This window comes from Vibrio sp. STUT-A11 (assembly GCF_026000435.1).
Lineage (GTDB): Bacteria > Pseudomonadota > Gammaproteobacteria > Enterobacterales > Vibrionaceae > Vibrio.
The window spans coordinates 462,421-481,084 of the sequence record NZ_AP026764.1; the positions used below are offsets into that span (position 1 = coordinate 462,421).

Annotated in this window: 14 protein-coding genes and 2 pseudogenes; 10 read left to right on the forward strand and 6 right to left on the reverse strand. The window is 45.2% G+C overall.

Features of this window, described 5'->3' with window-relative positions:
• Positions 1-40: 40 nt before the first annotated feature.
• Both OO774_RS17655 and OO774_RS17660 read right to left on the reverse strand, forming a co-directional pair.
• Positions 41-979 (reverse strand): glycoside hydrolase family 43 protein, encoded by a 939-nt coding sequence (locus OO774_RS17655; protein WP_264907951.1) that lies wholly within the window; start codon positions 977-979, stop codon positions 41-43.
• 10 nt (positions 980-989) lie between these two features.
• The gene (locus tag OO774_RS17660) at positions 990-2,384 is read right to left on the reverse strand and encodes an MFS transporter (protein WP_264907954.1); all 1,395 of its coding nucleotides are present in this window, start codon (positions 2,382-2,384) and stop codon (positions 990-992) included.
• A 292-nt stretch (positions 2,385-2,676) separates the two neighbouring features.
• Here OO774_RS17660 and OO774_RS17665 point away from each other — a divergent pair, with 292 nt between their 5' ends.
• From OO774_RS17665 to OO774_RS17680, 4 genes are all read left to right on the forward strand, one after another.
• Entirely contained in the window at positions 2,677-2,922 is a 246-nt protein-coding gene (locus OO774_RS17665; RefSeq protein WP_014235079.1) for a DUF3297 family protein, read from the forward strand.
• 207 nt (positions 2,923-3,129) lie between these two features.
• Complete coding sequence (locus tag OO774_RS17670; RefSeq protein ID WP_264907959.1) at positions 3,130-3,825, forward strand: ABC transporter ATP-binding protein; 696 nt, start codon at positions 3,130-3,132, stop codon at positions 3,823-3,825.
• Complete coding sequence (locus tag OO774_RS17675) at positions 3,822-6,311, forward strand: ABC transporter permease (RefSeq protein WP_264907961.1); 2,490 nt, start codon at positions 3,822-3,824, stop codon at positions 6,309-6,311. The genes OO774_RS17670 and OO774_RS17675 overlap by 4 nt, the downstream gene beginning before the upstream one ends.
• Entirely contained in the window at positions 6,311-7,420 is a 1,110-nt protein-coding gene (locus tag OO774_RS17680) for a lipocalin-like domain-containing protein (protein ID WP_264907962.1), read from the forward strand. The genes OO774_RS17675 and OO774_RS17680 overlap by 1 nt, the downstream gene beginning before the upstream one ends.
• Before the next feature lie 14 nt (positions 7,421-7,434).
• Here the strand turns inward: OO774_RS17680 and OO774_RS17685 are convergent.
• A pseudogene (locus OO774_RS17685) lies at positions 7,435-7,584 on the reverse strand (organic hydroperoxide resistance protein); the annotation flags it as partial.
• Here OO774_RS17685 and OO774_RS17690 point away from each other — a divergent pair.
• The 5 genes and pseudogenes from OO774_RS17690 to OO774_RS17710 all read left to right on the forward strand — a co-directional run.
• A pseudogene (locus OO774_RS17690) lies at positions 7,569-7,823 on the forward strand (MarR family transcriptional regulator); the annotation flags it as partial. The pseudogenes OO774_RS17685 and OO774_RS17690 sit on opposite strands and share 16 nt — an antisense overlap.
• A 279-nt stretch (positions 7,824-8,102) precedes the next feature.
• The gene (gene ahpC / locus OO774_RS17695; RefSeq protein ID WP_264907963.1) at positions 8,103-8,660 is read left to right on the forward strand and encodes an alkyl hydroperoxide reductase subunit C; all 558 of its coding nucleotides are present in this window, start codon (positions 8,103-8,105) and stop codon (positions 8,658-8,660) included.
• A 159-nt stretch (positions 8,661-8,819) separates the two neighbouring features.
• Entirely contained in the window at positions 8,820-10,388 is a 1,569-nt protein-coding gene (gene ahpF, locus OO774_RS17700; RefSeq protein ID WP_264907964.1) for an alkyl hydroperoxide reductase subunit F, read from the forward strand.
• Positions 10,389-10,707: 319 nt separating this feature from the next.
• Positions 10,708-12,687, forward strand: coding sequence for a TonB-dependent receptor (locus OO774_RS17705; RefSeq protein ID WP_264907966.1), 1,980 nt, complete (start codon positions 10,708-10,710; stop codon positions 12,685-12,687).
• 290 nt (positions 12,688-12,977) lie between these two features.
• Positions 12,978-14,549 carry an arylsulfatase gene (locus OO774_RS17710; protein ID WP_264907968.1) on the forward strand — a complete coding sequence of 524 codons (1,572 nt, stop codon included), beginning with the start codon at positions 12,978-12,980 and terminating at the stop codon, positions 14,547-14,549.
• Between the two features lie 162 nt (positions 14,550-14,711).
• Here OO774_RS17710 and OO774_RS17715 read toward each other — a convergent pair whose 3' ends face one another.
• Positions 14,712-15,716 carry an arginine deiminase-related protein gene (locus OO774_RS17715; protein ID WP_264907970.1) on the reverse strand — a complete coding sequence of 335 codons (1,005 nt, stop codon included), beginning with the start codon at positions 15,714-15,716 and terminating at the stop codon, positions 14,712-14,714.
• 944 nt (positions 15,717-16,660) lie between these two features.
• On the opposite strand from OO774_RS17715, the gene OO774_RS17720 reads away from it, so the two are divergent.
• Positions 16,661-17,368, forward strand: coding sequence for a DUF445 domain-containing protein (locus OO774_RS17720; RefSeq protein WP_264907972.1), 708 nt, complete (start codon positions 16,661-16,663; stop codon positions 17,366-17,368).
• Between the two features lie 70 nt (positions 17,369-17,438).
• On the opposite strand, the gene OO774_RS17725 is transcribed toward OO774_RS17720, so the two are convergent.
• Complete coding sequence (locus OO774_RS17725) at positions 17,439-17,915, reverse strand: Lrp/AsnC ligand binding domain-containing protein (protein WP_006740877.1); 477 nt, start codon at positions 17,913-17,915, stop codon at positions 17,439-17,441.
• Positions 17,916-18,235: 320 nt separating this feature from the next.
• A complete protein-coding gene (locus tag OO774_RS17730; RefSeq protein WP_264907979.1) occupies positions 18,236-18,484 on the reverse strand; it encodes a hypothetical protein in 249 nt (82 codons plus the stop codon).
• Positions 18,485-18,664 lie beyond the last annotated feature (180 nt).

Genomic DNA, 18,664 nt, shown 5'->3' on the forward strand with positions numbered 1-18,664 from the left:
AACACAGTACCCGCAAATCGTAGGTACTGAGATAACAGGATTAAATCGCTTCGCCAAAGAGTGGAAAACCGTCTTTCCAGATGAGGCGTTTGATCCGTGTGTGGCGGTTAGGGTCCCAAAGTGGGTCGCCCTCAATTTCGGTGTAATCGCGCGCATGATAAACCAATAGGTCGTGGCCTTCTTCATCGAAGGTAAAGCTATTGTGACCTGGCCCGTAGATCTTTTTCTCCCAGTTGGTTTTAAACACTGGTTGTTTGGCTTTGACCCAGCTTTTCGGGTCTAGCAGGTCACTATTTTCATCTGCATAGAGCAATCCCATACAATAGTTTTCGTCGGTGGCACTGGCGGAGTAAGTCATCCAGAATTTACCATGGCGGTGAATTACCGATGGCCCTTCATTAACCCAAAAGCCGATTTGCTCCCACTCAAACTCAGGGATTGTCAGGCACTGTGGCGCTGTACGCAGCTTGATTGGCGTTTCCAACTCAGCAATGTACAAGTTGGAGTTACCGCCGATGTTGTTGTCTTTTTGCGCCCAAACGTAGTAGTTAACACCGTTGTGGCTGAACGAGGTTGCATCCAGACAGAACGTATCCATACCAGTGTCGATTTGCCCTTCGAACGTCCATTCCGGTGTTATCGGATTTGGGTTCGAATTCGATATCGCGTACATACGGTGCTGGAACAAACCATCGACGATTTCTCGTGACGGCGCGGCAGCAAAGTAGACATACCAAGCGTCGTCGATAAAGTGCAGCTCTGGTGCCCAGATTAAGTCACTGTATGGGCCTGTATCAGGCTTGTACCATGCGTTGATCAGTTCGCTGGTCGTGTCGAGCTCCGCGATGGTCTTCGCTCGACGAATCTCAATGCGATCGTATTCCGGTACCGAAGCGGTGAAATAGTAGTAGCCGTCCGTGTGTTTGTAGATGTGCGGATCGGCACGCTGCTCGATAATAGGGTTTACGAAATCAGTCATACTGCTTACCTTAATTTGCGTAATTTGATTGTGGTTTTGAAGATTGAACGTCGCTTAGGTTTTTCTCTTCTTCCAGGATGTTCGTTGCCGTCATCGACTGGTAGTACTTATCGGTCACTTTGTATTTAAACATCAGTGAGCCCATTAAGAAGTGGAACAAGCCAGGGATAACCGTCAGCATCAGTGCGATACCAATCAGTGCGTAATCCGATTGCGCTTCATTTGGTACGTAGTTAAAGAATGTCAGTAGCCAACCTACCACTGCGCCGCCGATACCCATACCTAGCTTCTGGCTAAATGAGATGCCGCCAAACGCAAGACCAGACACACGCTGACCGGTTTTGTAAGCGCCGTAGTCGACCGCTTCCGCAATGGCTGACCAGAACACTGGTGCATGTAAATCCACCACGAAAGAGACTAAGAAATACAACACGAAAGCCAACGCCAGATCATCACGACCAACGAAAACGTACAGCATCGCACTCAACAACAGTACCGCGACCTGGCTGTAACGGAACAGTTTAATTTTACAGTACTTTTTAGTAATCCAAGTTGATGCCACCATCGCTATAATCGCCGCGCCGACACCCGTCGCAAGGAAGGCTGAAATTGTACCTGCGTCACCACCGAGGTAGTACTTAGCGTAATACGCTGCAACCGAACCACGAATCACGTAGCCGATAGTGCCCGTGACACATACCGCGCAAAGCACCAGCCATTGGTCATTTTGCGCCAGCAGTTTAACTTGGTCTTTAAATGACTTTTTGTCGACCACGTGTTCAATTCGTTCTTTGGTGGTCGCGAAACAGAACAAGAACAGCAGTGTGCCCATCAGTCCCATAAGCCCCATCGAGTATTGGTAACCCAATTGGATGTTGTCTTGACCCCAAGCCGCTGACAGCTGCGGTACGATAATGGTGACCAGAAACGCAGCGATTTTAGCGAAGAATAAGCGATAGCCGTTCGCAGACAATCGCTCTTTCGGATCATCGGTCATCACACTGATAAGGGAAATATATGGAATGGTCACCGCGGTAAACATCACCGTGACAAAGATGTACGTCGCGTAAGCGTAAACCAGCTTGGTGTTGTAATCGCCATCTGGCGTGCTGAAAGCGAGGTAAACCGAGATTCCGAAAGGAATGGCTAGAAAGAGCAGATACTGGCGGTAGCGTCCCCAACGAGAGGTAAACTTATCAGTAATCATACCCATTACCGGGTCAGTTACTGCGTCGATTAATCGAACCACGATAAATAGCATCGCTAAGTCTTCAGGTTTAATACCAAAAATATCCGTATAGAAGAAGGTAATGATTAACATCATCGATGAAATCACCACGTTGACCGCCATGTCACCGGCTCCGAAACCGATTTTCTCAAGGACAGGTAATTTATATTTATACATAGGGACGAATCCATTGTTTTCACGATGACAGGGATATTACTTAGGAATCAGAGGACTGGCTGTTAGGAATCTCATAGATACATGGTGATAGCGGTTTTGTGCATGCCTTCAGCCAATCTGTTTATGTGAGCCGATGACTATCAAGTATCAGAAGCGCAAGGAAATATGGTTTGCTAAAGATAACTCAACAATATAAGAGGCCATCATCTATAGATTGGAGTAACGTTATCTTGAACACGACGCAGACACTGACTACAATGGCGCACTTTCTTTACGGAATCTAGGTCATAAAATGAACGACACTACTAAACCAGCTCTACCAGATCGCCTTGCAGGTAACCCTCGTAGCCCATTCTTTGTGAAAGAGTGCTTCGACCACCAAATCGGTATTCGTTTCAACGGCAAAGAACGTACTGACGTTGAAGAATACTGCGTGAGCGAAGGCTGGGTAAAAATCGCGTCTCCAAAAGCAAAAGACCGTTTCGGTAACCCAATGCTGATCAAACTGAAAGGCGAAGTTGAAGCGTACTACGTGTAAGCTTGAATGCTGAATCCCGCGTAAAAGCTCGAGCCTTGCTCGGGCTTTTTTGTGTCTGCTATCTCCCCAAGCCACTCATCCATTGCCTTCTCTTTTGAGTACAAGTTGTCAGGAAGTCGCTATCGTTTTCAGTTTGTTGTCTAAAATCTTATAGACATACAACCTCCGAAAGAAACGACTCAAGTTGTTGGATTACAGGGAGAGAAAATGGACAGCCCACTTGTCACACTCAAAAGTGCCAGCAAAAGCTTTGTGGATGGCAAAGAGACGCACCACGTACTGGAAAATGTCGACTTCACTCTGGCAAACGGCACAAGCGTGGCATTAACAGGGGCAAGTGGTAGCGGTAAAAGTACCCTACTCAATATCATTGCGGGCTTCGAGCCTCTATCCAGTGGCGAATTATGGTTGGATGGCGAAAACACCGCCGCCTGGAAAGACCCGCAATGGAGCTGTTTTCGACATCAGAAACTTGGCGTCGTCTTCCAACAGTTCAATCTGTTAACCCCACTTAACGTCAAACAAAACATTGCCTTCCCACTGCATTTGAACCAACTAAAATGGAACAAGCGGTGTGACTATTTGGTGGAGACTCTGGCTATTAGTGATTTACTAAACAGGCATGTCTCTACGCTTTCTGGTGGTCAACAACAGCGTGTCGCCATAGCTAGAGCCTTAGCCCACAAACCCAAACTCTTACTCGCTGACGAACCTACTGGTAATCTCGACCAAAAAGCCGGTTTAGAGGTCATGAAGCTGCTGAGTGACATTACCACGCAAGGTAAAACCGCGGTGATATTGGTGACGCATAGCACTGAATGTGCCGAATTCATGCAAACTCAACTGCGCTTGAAAAACGGTCACCTTGTCCGTAAGCAGGACAACCTCCGAGCCGCGCTATGAAAAAAACCAGGTTTGCGCACACCAAACTCGCACTTTACCTGTTTACCGCTCATTATCGGCAAGCACCGCTGCAAGCCGCAGCAATTCTAATTGGCATCGTACTCGCCGTTACGTTGTTTGTCGCCGTGCAAGCCATCAATCTTAATGCCAAGCGCAGCTACGCAGAATCTACAGAGCAGCTGAGTGCTCAAGCACAAAACCTGATTATCCCACCAGCTGGTCAACGCTATTTGCCCGAATCGCTCTACTTTTCACTTAGGCAAACGGGGTTAAGCGCCTCACTGCCGGTGATTGAAGGTCGGGTCAGGGATGAACAAGGTCGTCAGTGGTCAGTGCAAGGAAGCGACCTTATTGCGGCGATCACCTCTGGAACACGCTATGCCACCAATTCTAGTAACGAACAAGATATTTCCCTGTTTGACAGCGCACTTCCCCTAACTCAGCTATTGGCTGGCGAACCCATTGTAATGATGAGTCAATCCCAACATCACAATCTAGGTGGCGCAGACTGGATGACTCTGGATGAGGTAAATACGAAAGTCGTTGTTCTGCCGGATGAATGGCAACTGGGAAGCCGGATGTTGATGGATATTGGCTTCGCTCAGCAGTTACTCAATAAACCCGGACAACTGAGCTATATCGCGGTTTTCAATACTGAAGGCAATAACCTCGAGAAATGGCAAAACTTAGTCGGAAAACAAGGACAATGGGTCGCCAACAGCCAAAGCACCGATCTTGGCTCACTAACGGACAGCTTCCACCTTAATCTTACTGCGATGAGTTTGTTGGCGTTTTTAGTCGGCCTGTTTATCGCCTATAACGGCGTGAAGTACAGCTTACTAAAACGTAATCGCCTGTTGGTACAAATTCAGCAAGCTGGTATCGCACCGATAAATGTGTTCTCTGCTCTGTTAGTGGAGTTGACGATTTTGGTGATGTTCGGCGCGTCACTTGGTTTTGTCCTCGGCATGCAATTAAGTCATTGGTTACATCCAACCGTTGCCCTTACGCTTGAACAACTCTACGGCGCTACGTTACTTCCCGGCACGTGGCAATGGCAATGGTGGGCACAGGCGCTGTTGCTCACGTTAGCGGCGGCTTTGCTCGCTTGTTGGCAGCACTTTAAACAGCGAGTCCATCAGCCGCTTTCTTCACATAGTGGTCTTTATCAAGCACCAGAAACATCCAACCAGAATCAACTTTTCCTTATCGGCTTGGTGCTCACCACGCTATCTCTGACAGGTTTATGGTTGAGTGATCATCATCGCCTGACCATGGCATGGCTTGGTGTGTTAGTGGTTTCAATCCCGCTGTATTTACCGAAAACGCTCAGTGTATTAGCGTATTGGAGCGAGCAGCGAACCACACCTGGCTTGGTGCAATATCTGTTTGCTGAACTGCGTGAGCTGGTTTCTCCACTTTCTCTTGCGATGATGGCACTGCTGCTTGCCGTGACCGCCAATATCGGTATGAACAATTTGGTCGGAAGCTTTGAATCCACCTTAAAGCAATGGCTCGAACAAAGGCTACATGCAGATATTTACGTCAGTCCATCGCAGGGTGAAATTGCGAATGTAGAGCATGCTCTGGAACAGTTCGACAATGTAGAAAAGGTCTATAAGCAGTATTATGTCGATGCGAACTTGCAGGGCTTGCCTATCCGACTTGGCACCAAAGATAAAGACACTTTAGAACAAACCATGGTGTTTAAGTCCCGTGTTGATGAGTTCTGGCCGCGCTTTTATCAAGGAGAGTTAGTTGCGATCAGTGAACCTACCGCAGTGAAACTTGGCTTATCGCTTGGTAGTGCACTGAAGCTCGATGAGTTGCGAGACGAAACTCTGACTGTCGGAGCCATTTTCTATGATTACGGCGCACCCAATGGTGAAGTGTTACTTGCTCCTGAATTATGGCAAGAGCGCGGTTTTACAGACTTGCCGATTAGCCTTGGCATCAAAGTCTCTGGTAACAAAAAGTCCATGTACGAGCAATTACAACAACGTTTGGCTCTGAATCCGAGTCAGCTCTACGATCAGGCTCACGTCAAATCGGTCGCACTGGCGATCTTCTCACAAACCTTTGCCATCACTCATGCACTCAATGGCGTGACCTTAATGGTGGCTGTGATCGGTTTATTCAGCGCTTGCTTTATGTTGCTTGATGCGCGCAAAGCCGCCATTGCAAGGTTGTATGCACTTGGCGTAAGTCGTCGAAAGTTGATGGTTATGGTGGTTGGGCAAATCGTCGCTTTAGTCAGCTTTACTCTGATTATCGCTTTACCACTTGGTGCGATGGTCGGCTATATACTGACTGACGTAGTAACGTTACGCGCTTTCGGCTGGAGCCTGAACTACCTATGGAGTTGGAGTGATGCATTCAGTATCTGTGTTATCACCATTTTAGCCGCGGTGATTGCGACTTTAATCCCGCTGTGGCGCTTGGTGAGCAAACCTGTGGTATCCAGCCTACAAAGTGAGGTACTGTGATGAATCGCTTCGTAAAGCATGTTGCGCTAACGCTTGGTTGTTTAGCTCTTATCAGCTGTGAAGAATCCAAGCGACAAAATGTAGGGATGCTTTTAGGAGGAAGTGAAGTACCAGCCGAGGCCGAGCCGTTCACTCCAGTGATGAAAGGTGTTGAGATCACCTTCCCTGCCGATCATCAAGCGCACCTCGATTTTCGTCATGAATGGTGGTACCTAACGGCAAATTTAACCGATGAAAAAGGCAACCCTCTCGGTGTGCAATGGACACAATTTCGCTTCGCTGCGGTACCACAGAAGAGCAAATCAACAGAAAAGAAAACCACATGGCAAAGCCATCAAATTTACATGGCGCACAGTGCCGTCACCACCAAAGACAAACATTACGCCGATGAAAAATGGTCACGGGATCACAACGAGCTTGCCGGAGTGGAAACCTCACCATTTCGTGTTTATCTGGATGACTGGCAGTGGACATCGTCGACTGATGATTTGTTTCCCGCTACGCTCAATACCAACTCCAAGCAATTTGCTTACTCACTCAACTTAACCAGTAATGCACCCTATCAAAAGCAAGGCGAGCAAGGATACAGCACCAAAAGTGCCAATGGTCAGGCTGCATCGCATTACTACAGTCAGCCGTTTATTAATGTAGAGGGAGAAGTCACCATCGATGGCGAAACTCATCAGGTCTCGGGTAAAGGTTGGATCGACAGAGAGTGGAGCTCACAGTACTTGCTCGCATCACAGCAAGGTTGGGATTGGTTTGCGCTAAGGCTGAGTGAAGAAACGAGCTTGGTCGTGTTCCAGCTTCGCGATTTAAAAACAGGGCTGGCCAGTTACTCGCACGCAAAACTGATGCAGATAGATGGCAGCGGAACGGCGATTCCACAAAACGACATCCACTTAGAAGCGACCAAGCAAACACACATTCAAGACCGTAATTACCCAACTGAGTGGCAGCTTTCGATCCCCACTCAGCAAATTGAAATCACGATTTCGGCACTCAACCCTAACGCACAAATGCCGCTTTCTGTCACCTATTGGGAAGGCCCTGTGACCATCGACGGGTCTCATTCAGGCACCGGCTATATGGAGCTGACTGGATATTGAGCATTCCAACTCAACTAAATCGCTTCACCATTTACAGTGACAGCAACGTCGATATTACCGCGTACCGCATTTGAGTAAGGGCAGACCTGATGTGAAGTACGAGTCAGTTCAAGCGCTTGCTCTTGTGGTAAATCCAGCTCAACCGCCAGGCTCATGTCTACACTTGGACTCAGGCACACTGACGCCTCTCTTAAAACGACTAGAAGCAAAAGGGTTCGTTACTAGGGGGAGAAGCGAAAGCGATGAGCGTGTGAGAGTTTTGAACCTGACCAGCGAAGGAAAACAGTTAAAAACACGCGCTAAATTCGTTCCTAATGCCATAGCCTGCAAAATAACATTAGAACTGGATGAACTGATTACGTTAAATAATCTGTGCAACAAGCTGTTGGACACACTTACGTAATTTACACTTACTTAACAATATAATAACAATAAATAAACCTAAAACTATTGGCTTGTGAAGCTTCTATCCAGGCGCAACATGGTCATCGCAGAGTGAAAAACAAAAACCTATTAATAGTCCGTACAAATTAGGCGTAATAGGTTTCTTCTATTTAGGAAAATAGGAATCAGCTATCAATAAGATAGTTAAAAGCAATTTTATTTAACCTAACTCAGATGCGAATATACTTTCCGACAGCAAGATTTGCTAATCCAAAATAACCGAAAGGAAAGTAAAGTAATGATCAATACTACAATCAAACCATTTACAGCTACAGCGTTTAAAGAAGGCGAATTCGTACAAGTAACTGAACAAGATGTTCTAGGTAAGTGGGCGGTATTCTTCTTCTACCCAGCTGACTTTACGTTCGTTTGTCCGACCGAGCTAGGTGACTTGGCAGACCACTACGCAGAGCTACAAAGCCGTGGCGTTGAAGTTTACTCAGTATCAACTGACACTCACTTCACTCACAAAGCATGGCACGACAGCTCTGAGACTATCGGCAAAATCAACTACTACATGCTTGGCGACCAAACTGGCAACATCACAAATAACTTCGGTGTGATGCGTGAAGGTCAAGGTCTTGCAGACCGTGCAACGTTCCTAATCGACCCAGAAGGTACTATCCAAGCAATGGAAATCACTGCAGAAGGCATCGGCCGTGACGCAGAAGACCTACTACGCAAAGTGAAAGCGGCTCAGTACGTAGCGGCACACCCAGGCGAAGTTTGCCCAGCTAAATGGAAAGAAGGCGAAGAAACGCTAGCACCTTCTCTAGACCTAGTAGGCAAAATCTAATTCTAGATTAGCCAACGCTGGTTCAATCTAAGAACCAAAACCTAATTAAAGAGAGCAATCCGGGTTAGATACCTTGACGACCTTCTTCCCGGTTTGCTCTCTCCTCATGTTTTTATCCAGAGTAACCACTCTTCTGTTTATTAAAAGGTAATAACAACTATGTTAGACCAAGCGATCCAACAACAACTCAAACAATATCTGGCTAATGTAAAAGAAGACGTACGTCTAGTGGTTAGCCTAGATGAAAGCAAAGCGGCAAATGATATTTTGTCTCTCGCTAATCAAATCGCAGAAATGAGCGAACACATTTCTGTTGTGCGTGACGACGCAGCCAGTGACCGTAAACCAGTTATGGCGGTAACCAACCCGACTAAAGGAACAGCGCTTCGCTTTGCTGGCCTACCTATGGGCCATGAATTTACATCACTAGTCCTTGCTCTACTTCACTCTGGCGGCCATCCAATTAAACTAGAGCCAGAAGTGATTGAACAAATCGCTGCGCTAGACAAAGAATTGGATGTAGAAATCTTTATTTCTCTGTCTTGCCAGAACTGTCCGGACGTTGTGCAAGCGTTCAACATGATGGCAGCGATTAACCCGAAAGTGACAGCAACCATGATCGACGGTGCTTTGTTCCAAGACGAAGTGAAACAGCGCGATATCATGGCGGTACCAAGTGTATTTGTTAACGGGGAGCTATTCGGCCAAGGCCGCATGTCTCTGACAGAAATTCTGAACAAAGTCGACGACAGCGCGAGCGAGAAAGCAGCAAAAGCACTGGATGAAAAAGAACCTTACGACGTTCTTGTTGTTGGTGGCGGCCCTGGTGGTAGTGCAGCGGCACTTTACGCAGCACGTAAAGGCATCCGTACTGGTGTTGTGGCTAAACGTTTTGGTGGTCAGGTTATGGACACCATGGCGATCGAAAACTTTGTCTCAGTCAAACGCACTGAAGGCCCTAAGCTGGCTGCCGATCTTGGCGAGCATTTGAAAGAGTACGACGTTGACGTTGTAACAGAACAACAAGCTAAAAAGCTAATGGGCGCAGCACATACTGAAGATGGTCTTATCCACATTCAGTTAGAAAGTGGCGCAACGCTTAAGAGTCAAAGTGTTATTTTGAGCCCAGGTGCGCGCTGGCGTGAAATGAATGTTCCTGGTGAGCAAGAGTACCGCAATAAAGGCGTTGCTTACTGCCCACACTGTGATGGTCCGCTATTCAAAGGTAAAAAGACGGCTGTTATCGGTGGCGGTAACTCAGGTATCGAAGCAGCAATCGACCTTGCAGGTATTGTGGAGCATGTAACGGTTCTTGAGTTTGCTGATGTTTTACGTGCTGACCAGGTACTGATCAACAAAGCGAACTCTCTACCAAACGTCGACATCATTACCATGGCACAAACAACGGAAGTTGTAGGTGACGGCAAACGCGTGACTGGCCTTAAGTACAAAGACCGCAACACAGATGAAATCAAAGAGCTGGAGCTATCGGGTATCTTCGTTCAAATCGGTCTTGTTCCTAACACAGAGTGGCTGAAAGATTCAGATGTGAACTTGTCTCCACGCGGTGAAATTGAAGTAGGTAGCCACGGTGAAACCAGCCTGGAAGGTGTATTTGCTGCGGGTGACGCAACAACGGTACCTTACAAACAGATCATCATTGCGATGGGTGAAGGGGCAAAAGCAAGCTTAGGTGCGTTTGACTACCTGATTCGTAAGCAAGGTTAATCTCCAGAATTTCTGGAAGAATAAAAAAGAAAAGAAGCCCAAAGACTTTGCCAGCAGACCTCTATCTGCTGGCTTTTTTTCGCTCTAAAACCAATAAATTGGTTTGTAAACACAGCTTACCTTTTAAAACAGACCTTTAAATACGACTTCTTTAATCGCTCATAACCCGCCATTCTGATTTAGATATGACATTGTCAATAAGGAAAATATTCTCTTTTTGAATACCAGTAATGCAAAAATATAATGAACTTTTAATAGACGTATGTCGTTTCGTATATAAAATGCAAATCACTCTTATTTATAATAACATTTAGAAAGGATGATGATGTACGTTCCCCCGTTTAAACTAACTCCTATCGCTTTGCTGATTGGCACAGCAGTCGCCTTTACTTCTTCAACCCATGCTGAAGAACCAACCACAGCAGAGAACACAGATACCGCAGAGGTTCTCAGCGTTTGGGGTACCTCGATCGGCGATTCAACCTCACTACTCAGTGATGATATCTCGATGAAACAAGCCGACCACTTAAGTGACCTACTGCGCGATCAAGCCGGTGTTGACGTGGGCGGTACCCATTCGCTGAACCAAAGCATCAACATTCGTGGTGTTAGTGAACTGGACCTTGATATCACGATTGATGGTGCAAGCCAGGCAAACAATGTCTTCCACCATGTGGGCAATCTGCTGATCAACCCGGACATCATCAAAGCAGTAGATATTCAAGTGGGTACAAACTCTGTACTAAATAGTGGCTTAGGTGGCGGTGTTGCCTTTGAAACCAAAGACGCAAAAGATTTGCTGCGCGCAGGTGAAGAGGCGGGTTTCCGAGTAAATGGTGGCTATGCCTCAAATGATTACTACCAGTATTCAGGTACAGGTTACGCGCAACTTTCAGATACCATTGATGCACTTGCCTACTACAGCGTTATCGACCGTAATAATCCAGAAGATGGTGATGGTGAGAAACAAGTCGGCGAAGAAGGTAAAACTGAAAACTACTTTGTGAAATTTGGCTGGGATGCCAACGACATCAACCGTCTGGAACTTAGCTACGATTACTATAAAGATGCTGGTGATTACACATTAAAATCCAATATGGGTAACTCCTACGATCACTCAAACTTCATCCGACCAATTGAATACACGCGCGAAACTATCGCTCTGGTTCATGAGTTAGCACTGGAGAACACCGATGTTCGTTCTAATGTCTACTTCAATGAAATGAACTACCAGAACAAAAGCCCAAGCACAGGTGATGTTGGCGAAGGTAATACTCAAGTTTATGGCGCTAAAGTTCTGGCTGAGACCATGCTGGAAATTGCAGGCTTTGAACAAACAGCGAGATATGGCGCCGAAGGTGCAATGCAAGAAGCGAAGAAAGTCACTAACGGTACTACTGTTTCTGGCAGCAAAGAGACAGCGGACTCATTTGCCCTTTATGTTGAAGATGAAATCGCGTTGACCGACGCATGGTTTGTTACACCAGGCGCTCGCTATAACCATTACAAAGTCGATATGGCAGCATCAGACGACACCTTTAAAGACTTCACGTTTGCCCTGTCAACACAATATGCACTGACTGAAAACTGGACGTTGCGTGCAGCTGCGACAGAGCTGTTTAAAGGCCCTGGACTAACAGGCTCATTCATTTCATCCGGCTCTAGCTACAACTCTGATTTGAAAGCCGAAACGGGTGTGAACTACGAAGCTGCGATTGCCTACGAATCACGTCACGTGTTGGGACTCGATACTCTGGGTTTCTCTTTCACCGCATTTGAAACTCATATTGACGATTACATCGACGATACCATGACGGCAAAAGCGTCTACTTACAGCAACGAAGGTGATGTTGAAATTCAGGGTTTCGAATCCGTTCTCAACATGCGTAAGGGTGATGTGAGCGGCCGTGTGACTTACTCTCACTCTGACTCAGAGTTTGTAAACGTTAATAGCAGCAGTAGCTACGTTGTAGGTCAGTCTCTGGATGACGAAGTTGGTGATAGCATCTCACTAAACATTGGCTACGACATTGCTGATATGGGTGTGTCGGTAAACTGGACGAGTCAGTGGGCACTGGATCTAAGCAAAGATGTCGAAGAAGACTCAGCGAAAGACGGTTACGATGTTCACGACATCAATGTTCGATGGATTCCAAATACATTCCAGGATCTAAGCATTACCGCAGCGGTTGAGAACATGTTCAATGAACACTACTCATCTCATGCTTCTCATGACTTTGGTCGCACAGACTACGAGCCAGGACGTAACTTTAAGCTTTCAGCGGCTTATCAGTTCTAAGTAGTCAGTCATTTTTTGATGTATTACCAAGGCTAGCTTTCTAAAGCTAGCCTTTTCTATTTCTTACCCATATAAATAGTGAGTACTTACATTAAAAACAGTTACAGCCATCAAAACAACTAAAACTACCATATTGCCTTGACGTTATCTCTGTCTAAGAAACACGACTCGTTGAATATATCTAACGTGCCTCAGCTGCAAAAAAAAACAAAAAGATGTTCAAACTCAAACCGAATAAAATCCCTGCACTATACTGACCTAGACAGTCAGTAGCATATGGAAATTAATCTATGAAAATCAAAACAGTTGCAGCCATGATAGGAGCTGCATTACCTGTGACGGCACTAGCGGCAGACAAGCCAAACATTGTGGTCATTTTTGGTGATGATATTGGTTGGCAAAACGTCAGTGCGTATGGCATGGGCACGATGGGATACAAAACACCGAACATCGACAGTATCGCCAACGAAGGCATCATGTTTACCGATCACTACGCCCAGCCGAGTTCTACGGCGGGTCGTGCAGCATTTATCACCGGACAGTACCCAATTCGTTCAGGGATGACAACAGTGGCAATGCCTGGTGGTGCGCTGGGCATTAAAAAAGAATCACCTTCTTTGGCCGAGGTACTCAAAGAAGTGGGTTACGCTACCGGACAATTTGGTAAGAACCATCTCGGTGACCACAATTTTGCTCTACCAACCGTCCATGGCTTTGATGAGTTCTTCGGCAATTTATATCACTTGAACACTCAAGAAGAGCACGAGCAGCGCGATTATATAAACTTCGCAAAAGAGTATTCCGGATCGGTTGAAGAGTATGCGAAGAAGTTTGGTACACGAGGAGTACTTCATTGTTATGCCACGGATAGCGAAGACAAAACCGTTGATCCTAGATTTGGCGTCGTCGGTAAACAAAAATGTACCGATACGGGGCCTTTAGGCAATGAGCGAATGAAGAACTTTGACCGTGAGGAAATGCTTCCTGCAGCGATGAAGTTCATCGATCAATCGATCAAGGACGATAAACCATTCTTCACCTGGATTAATACCAGCCGAATGCATCTATATACCCGATTGGATGATAAATGGCGATATGCCGCTGAGAAATATACCAGTGAGTATGACTACTATGGCAGCGGGATGTTACAACATGACGCTGATATCGGCTATTTGCTGGAAGAGCTTGCGAAAAGAGACTTAACAGAAAACACCATCATCATCTACTCTACCGATAATGGTCCAGAACACTCATCCTGGCCGCATGGCGGTACTACTCCATTCCGAGGTGAGAAGATGACCACCTATGAAGGAGGGGTAAGAGTACCAACCATGGTCAAATGGCCTGGCGTTATTCCTCCAGGACAGGTCCTTAATGGTATTCAAGGACACCAGGATCTCTTTACGACACTAGCCTCAGCCGCCGGCGTTAAAGACGTACACGAGAAAATGATAAAAGAGAAAAAACAGTTTATCGATGGTGTTGATAACTTAGCATACTGGAAAGGGGAATCGGATCACTCGGCTCGAAATTCCATTCTCTATTACTTTGAGGGCCAATTGTCTGCGGTACGTGTCGGACCTTGGAAATTCCACTTCGCTATTGCGGAACACTACTACGACAACCTTTTGCCATTAGCCAAACCTAAGCTCTATAACTTACGCGCCGATCCATTTGAGAGTTATGACTCGGTAGATGCGAACGGTCACTTAGTTCAGAAAATGTCATGGTTACTTGCGCCTGTAAGTGAAATGGTACAAGAGCATGTTCAAAGCTTAGTAGAGTACCCACCGACACAAGGTGGCTCTACATTTGATATGACAGAAGTGATCAAAGAAGCAATGAGCTCAACACAGCAATAACATTCTCTGAATATCAATGCAAAGGGCGAACTAATTCCTGTTCGCCCTTTTTTATGACCAAATTAACCTGTACACCAACTAAAATGTGGCAGATAGAAACAGTTTCGCCAACCCTTCAAAAGGATTGGCGAAACGTTTAGAACTAAATTAGTTAGTGAGTACTTACAGCATAGCTTGACGGCTTGGCAAGAAGACTTCACCCAGCATACAGCGAACAGAACCACCACCAATAGATTCGATCGTCGCCACATCAAACGGCAGTAATTTACCGTGCGTCGCTAACTGGTTTCGTTGTGCTGGTGAAAACGCATCGTATGCCGATTGAGACATCGCAATCACCTTGTCACCGTTCACTGTCTCCAGTTGAAGGATATTGCCGCAGAACTGGTTCATCTGCTCAATCGAAATTGAGATCACTTGCTTGTCTTTCGCCAACGATTTCAGCACAAAGCGACGCTCAAACTCTGGGATCACTTCATCACAAATCACACAGAATTGTTCACCCACTGCCATCATTACATTGGTATGGTAAATTGGCGATCCTGAAGGCAAACGTGTTTGGAATGAAATCACGCGCTCATAGCCAATACGATTTGCATAATCTTCCAGAACTAAACGGTCACAGCGCTGAGAAAGTGCCGCATAAACGGTCTTGTTCAAATGATCAAAAATCATTACGCCAGTACTTTCCAGATATGCCTGATCGTTAACGTATTCCGTTAAGCTTGCTTGCTGGTGTACCTCTCGGCCAGCTTGCGCTAGCGCAGCTACCAAGGCGTCTGGGCGGACTTCTTTCTGGCGGTTTTCACATGCCATCGGGAATGTATATAACGTCCCATCACACGTTGTACTGAACCAGTTATTTGGGAATACCGCATCAGGTGTCGCAACATCAGACAGAGGATAATCAAACTCTACAACCTGAATACCTTCCTGACGCAACGCTGTGACCATTGCAGCAAATTCAGCCATGGTTTTTTGCGAAACGTCTTTCTGGCTGAGTGACACCTGATTTTGAAACTCGTTGTCTCGCGCAGTTTCTTCGTTAAATCGAAATTCTTTAGGTGGCACCATCACTACGCAGTTTGCGGTATGGCGCAGAGCACTTTGTTGTGTGCTTTCTTCGTTCCCATTTGCAAATTGGGGTACTGATTCGTGTAATAGCATCCGATACATTCCTTATCACTAGAATGAAGAGATTGTAAATACATTGTTAAGTAAGGTTTTACTGTTTTCACGATTATTTTATCTCGCCAAAAGGAATATTTACTGCCAACACGAAAAAACACAGTAATATTTACCATCACATTACAAGCCAATATTTTTGTGTTACACGGGTTACAAATCGAAAAAATCAGTATTACGAACTCAAATTATAGTCAATTTCGTAGAGTTAGCTTGAAGATATACACTTTTCAGTATTAAACCTGCTTTAAACACAACAAATTGTCAATTGTTAAGAGTCAATAAAAAACCTACAAACCTGAATATAAATTCAGTTAATTAGAGGGCATTGCGAGATATTCTCAACGAAAAGCATTATCGCTCTAAATCTAACTTACTTAGATTAACAATACGCTCTAAAACACCATTGGTAAGCTTTGATTTTCGAAGCGTTGATCGAGTTAAAAACGCGACAGAGTCGTAGCAGGTCGCATTTATCAGTTCACTTTACGATAAGCGACTATACTCAATGCATGGCTGGTTCTATCCACACCACGAAAAGTGGTCACGGATACTTAAACTTATAATAAGGTAATTAGCTTATGTGCAAATGTGGTTCAATACAGATCATACAAGTAAAACCAAGTTGGGCAGACAAACTCTTCGGCTACTCAGAAAGGTGGAAATGCCAACTGTGTTCTAAGATCTACCGATTTTAAGATAATAAAAGTTATGCTTAGTATTTCTAAGAAAAAGCAGTGACCCGGCAATGATTGTCGGGTTTTATTTTTTCCAGACCAACAGCCACGCAGAACAGTGCGTCGCTCTTCACATCATTGCCACGCCTATAGACCAAGTCATTCTAGCTGAACCTAGCATCTCGAGGTTGTTTGGGTATAAAATCACGCCACTAAATTCACTGCTAAATTCTTACATTACTGGTCACTATGAACAAAAGTTTGTTAACCAATGTCCTCGCAATCATATTGATGGGCGCTGGCCATCAACTTCAAAACAACTACCTATGGTATGCGGGTTTGTTCGCGTTCTCTGGCGCCATCACCAACTGGCTTGCTATCCACATGCTATTTGAGAAAGTACCCGGATTATACGGCTCTGGTGTCATCCCTGCACGATTTGAAGAGTTCAAACTCGCAATCAAAAACCTGATGATGGAACAATTCTTTACTGAAGCCAATATCGACCGATTTTTGAACAAAGAAATGGCGGGCGGTGCAAGCATCAACCTTCAGCCAGTGATCAACAAAGTAGATTTCAATCCCGCTTTTGATTCTCTGGTGGAAGTCATCGAAGGGTCTCAGTTTGGTGGCATGCTGGCTATGTTTGGCGGAGCAGAAGCGCTTCAGCCGATGAAGCAACCTTTCGTTGAAAAGATGCAGGAATCTGTCATTGAGCTAAGCCAAAGCGACTCAGTAAAAGAAGCATTGAAAGAACAGTTTGAATCACCAGCCATGATGGACGAAATCAAACAAAATATCGAAGGCATCATCGATCAACGTCTTAGCGAACTGACCCCTGCATTAGTAAAAGAAATGGTGCAGAAAATGATTAAAGAGCACTTAGGTTGGCTTGTTGTTTGGGGCGGTGTATTTGGCGGTCTAATTGGTATTCTCACGACCTTAATCAGTAGCTAACCACCTATTAATTTCATGCAAAATCAACAAAGGAGCGATATTGCTCCTTTTTTATCGCCACGGAATAAGACTACCCCAACAGCTCTGGGTTCACACCAAATCCGGTTTTATGTTCTTCAATCACCACTTCACTGCGTGTCTGAATCACACCTGGTAGAGTACCAAGCTTACTCGACATAAATTCTTGATACGCTTTCATACTTTTGACGCGGACTTTTATCATGGTATCGAAGTCACCAGAGAGTGAATAACACTCTTCGATTTCTGGCATTAACTCAACCGCCTTAGCAAACTTCTCAAATATCGAAAAGCTGGTTTGGTCTAGGCGAATGTGAATGAAGACTTGGACATCCAGACCCAACTTTTCCGCATTAAGTTCTGCATGATAGCCATTGATGTAGCCCTCTTTCTCTAATCGCTTAACTCGATCAGAACAAGGTGACGTTGTTAAATTTATCTGCTTTGCTAGTTCAACAACTGGAATTCGTCCTCGTGAATGAAGCACTCTCAAAATATGTAAGTCAATCCTGTCCAATTGATAACTCATCAACCATACCCTAGTCATATCATATGGAGACTCACAATAATCGTTAGTGGCCTATTTGCAAACTGACAAATGAACAACGTGTGAAACCAGCTTTATTTTTGTATTAGCGACGTATGAAAAGCAGGCACAAAAAGGAGAATAGCATTCGGGGAAAGAACAAGCAGATAGAGGCTGTAGCTTAATTTAAAACGTTTAGACGAGTCAGTAGCTCGATACAGCCATTTAAAAAGTTACCAAACCCTAACACCTAAATGCATTTGCTTTAGCGGCTCGCAAACTAGTCAAGGTCAGCATACTTTGACCAATAACCATCGATTTAATTATATGATTGCAGACGTTTGTCTTGTCGGATGTGGCACCACTTCACCGATGGCTCGGTGATTACAGCGACGACAGTAGTACTGAGGCTCCATCTCATAATAGTGTTCACCAGAAACGAACTTCGCCATCAACTGTGTAAAGCTCAGAACTTTGCCAGTCAGGGTTTCAACTGGTTGTGACTCACAACGTCTCATTATGACCTTGTGTTGAGTCGACTTTCTACAAGCTGAGCAATAAATATCCGGCATTCTTTTTCTCCCTATTTTCTCTCTACTACTGACAATTGACATATTTTGTTCAAAATAATTCCACAATAAAAAATACCCTTCTGTTTTTTGTGTCCCACCTCCAAAAAACAGGGCGATGTATTTATAAAATTGAGACATTGCTCAGATGTCAATTTTTGTTATTAATTTATTAAAATTAAT

Bases quoted from the DNA above. Each gene is read 5' to 3' on its own strand.
- OO774_RS17655 (WP_264907951.1), bottom strand. From the start codon at position 979: ATGACTGATTTCGTAAACCCTATTATCGAGCAGCGTGCCGATCCGCAC.
- OO774_RS17660 (WP_264907954.1), bottom strand. From the start codon at position 2,384: ATGTATAAATATAAATTACCTGTCCTTGAGAAAATCGGTTTCGGAGCC.
- OO774_RS17665 (WP_014235079.1), top strand. From the start codon at position 2,677: ATGAACGACACTACTAAACCAGCTCTACCAGATCGCCTTGCAGGTAAC.
- OO774_RS17670 (WP_264907959.1), top strand. From the start codon at position 3,130: ATGGACAGCCCACTTGTCACACTCAAAAGTGCCAGCAAAAGCTTTGTG.
- OO774_RS17675 (WP_264907961.1), top strand. From the start codon at position 3,822: ATGAAAAAAACCAGGTTTGCGCACACCAAACTCGCACTTTACCTGTTT.
- OO774_RS17680 (WP_264907962.1), top strand. From the start codon at position 6,311: ATGAATCGCTTCGTAAAGCATGTTGCGCTAACGCTTGGTTGTTTAGCT.
- ahpC (WP_264907963.1), top strand. From the start codon at position 8,103: ATGATCAATACTACAATCAAACCATTTACAGCTACAGCGTTTAAAGAA.
- ahpF (WP_264907964.1), top strand. From the start codon at position 8,820: ATGTTAGACCAAGCGATCCAACAACAACTCAAACAATATCTGGCTAAT.
- OO774_RS17705 (WP_264907966.1), top strand. From the start codon at position 10,708: ATGATGATGTACGTTCCCCCGTTTAAACTAACTCCTATCGCTTTGCTG.
- OO774_RS17710 (WP_264907968.1), top strand. From the start codon at position 12,978: ATGAAAATCAAAACAGTTGCAGCCATGATAGGAGCTGCATTACCTGTG.
- OO774_RS17715 (WP_264907970.1), bottom strand. From the start codon at position 15,716: ATGCTATTACACGAATCAGTACCCCAATTTGCAAATGGGAACGAAGAA.
- OO774_RS17720 (WP_264907972.1), top strand. From the start codon at position 16,661: ATGAACAAAAGTTTGTTAACCAATGTCCTCGCAATCATATTGATGGGC.
- OO774_RS17725 (WP_006740877.1), bottom strand. From the start codon at position 17,915: ATGAGTTATCAATTGGACAGGATTGACTTACATATTTTGAGAGTGCTT.
- OO774_RS17730 (WP_264907979.1), bottom strand. From the start codon at position 18,484: ATGCCGGATATTTATTGCTCAGCTTGTAGAAAGTCGACTCAACACAAG.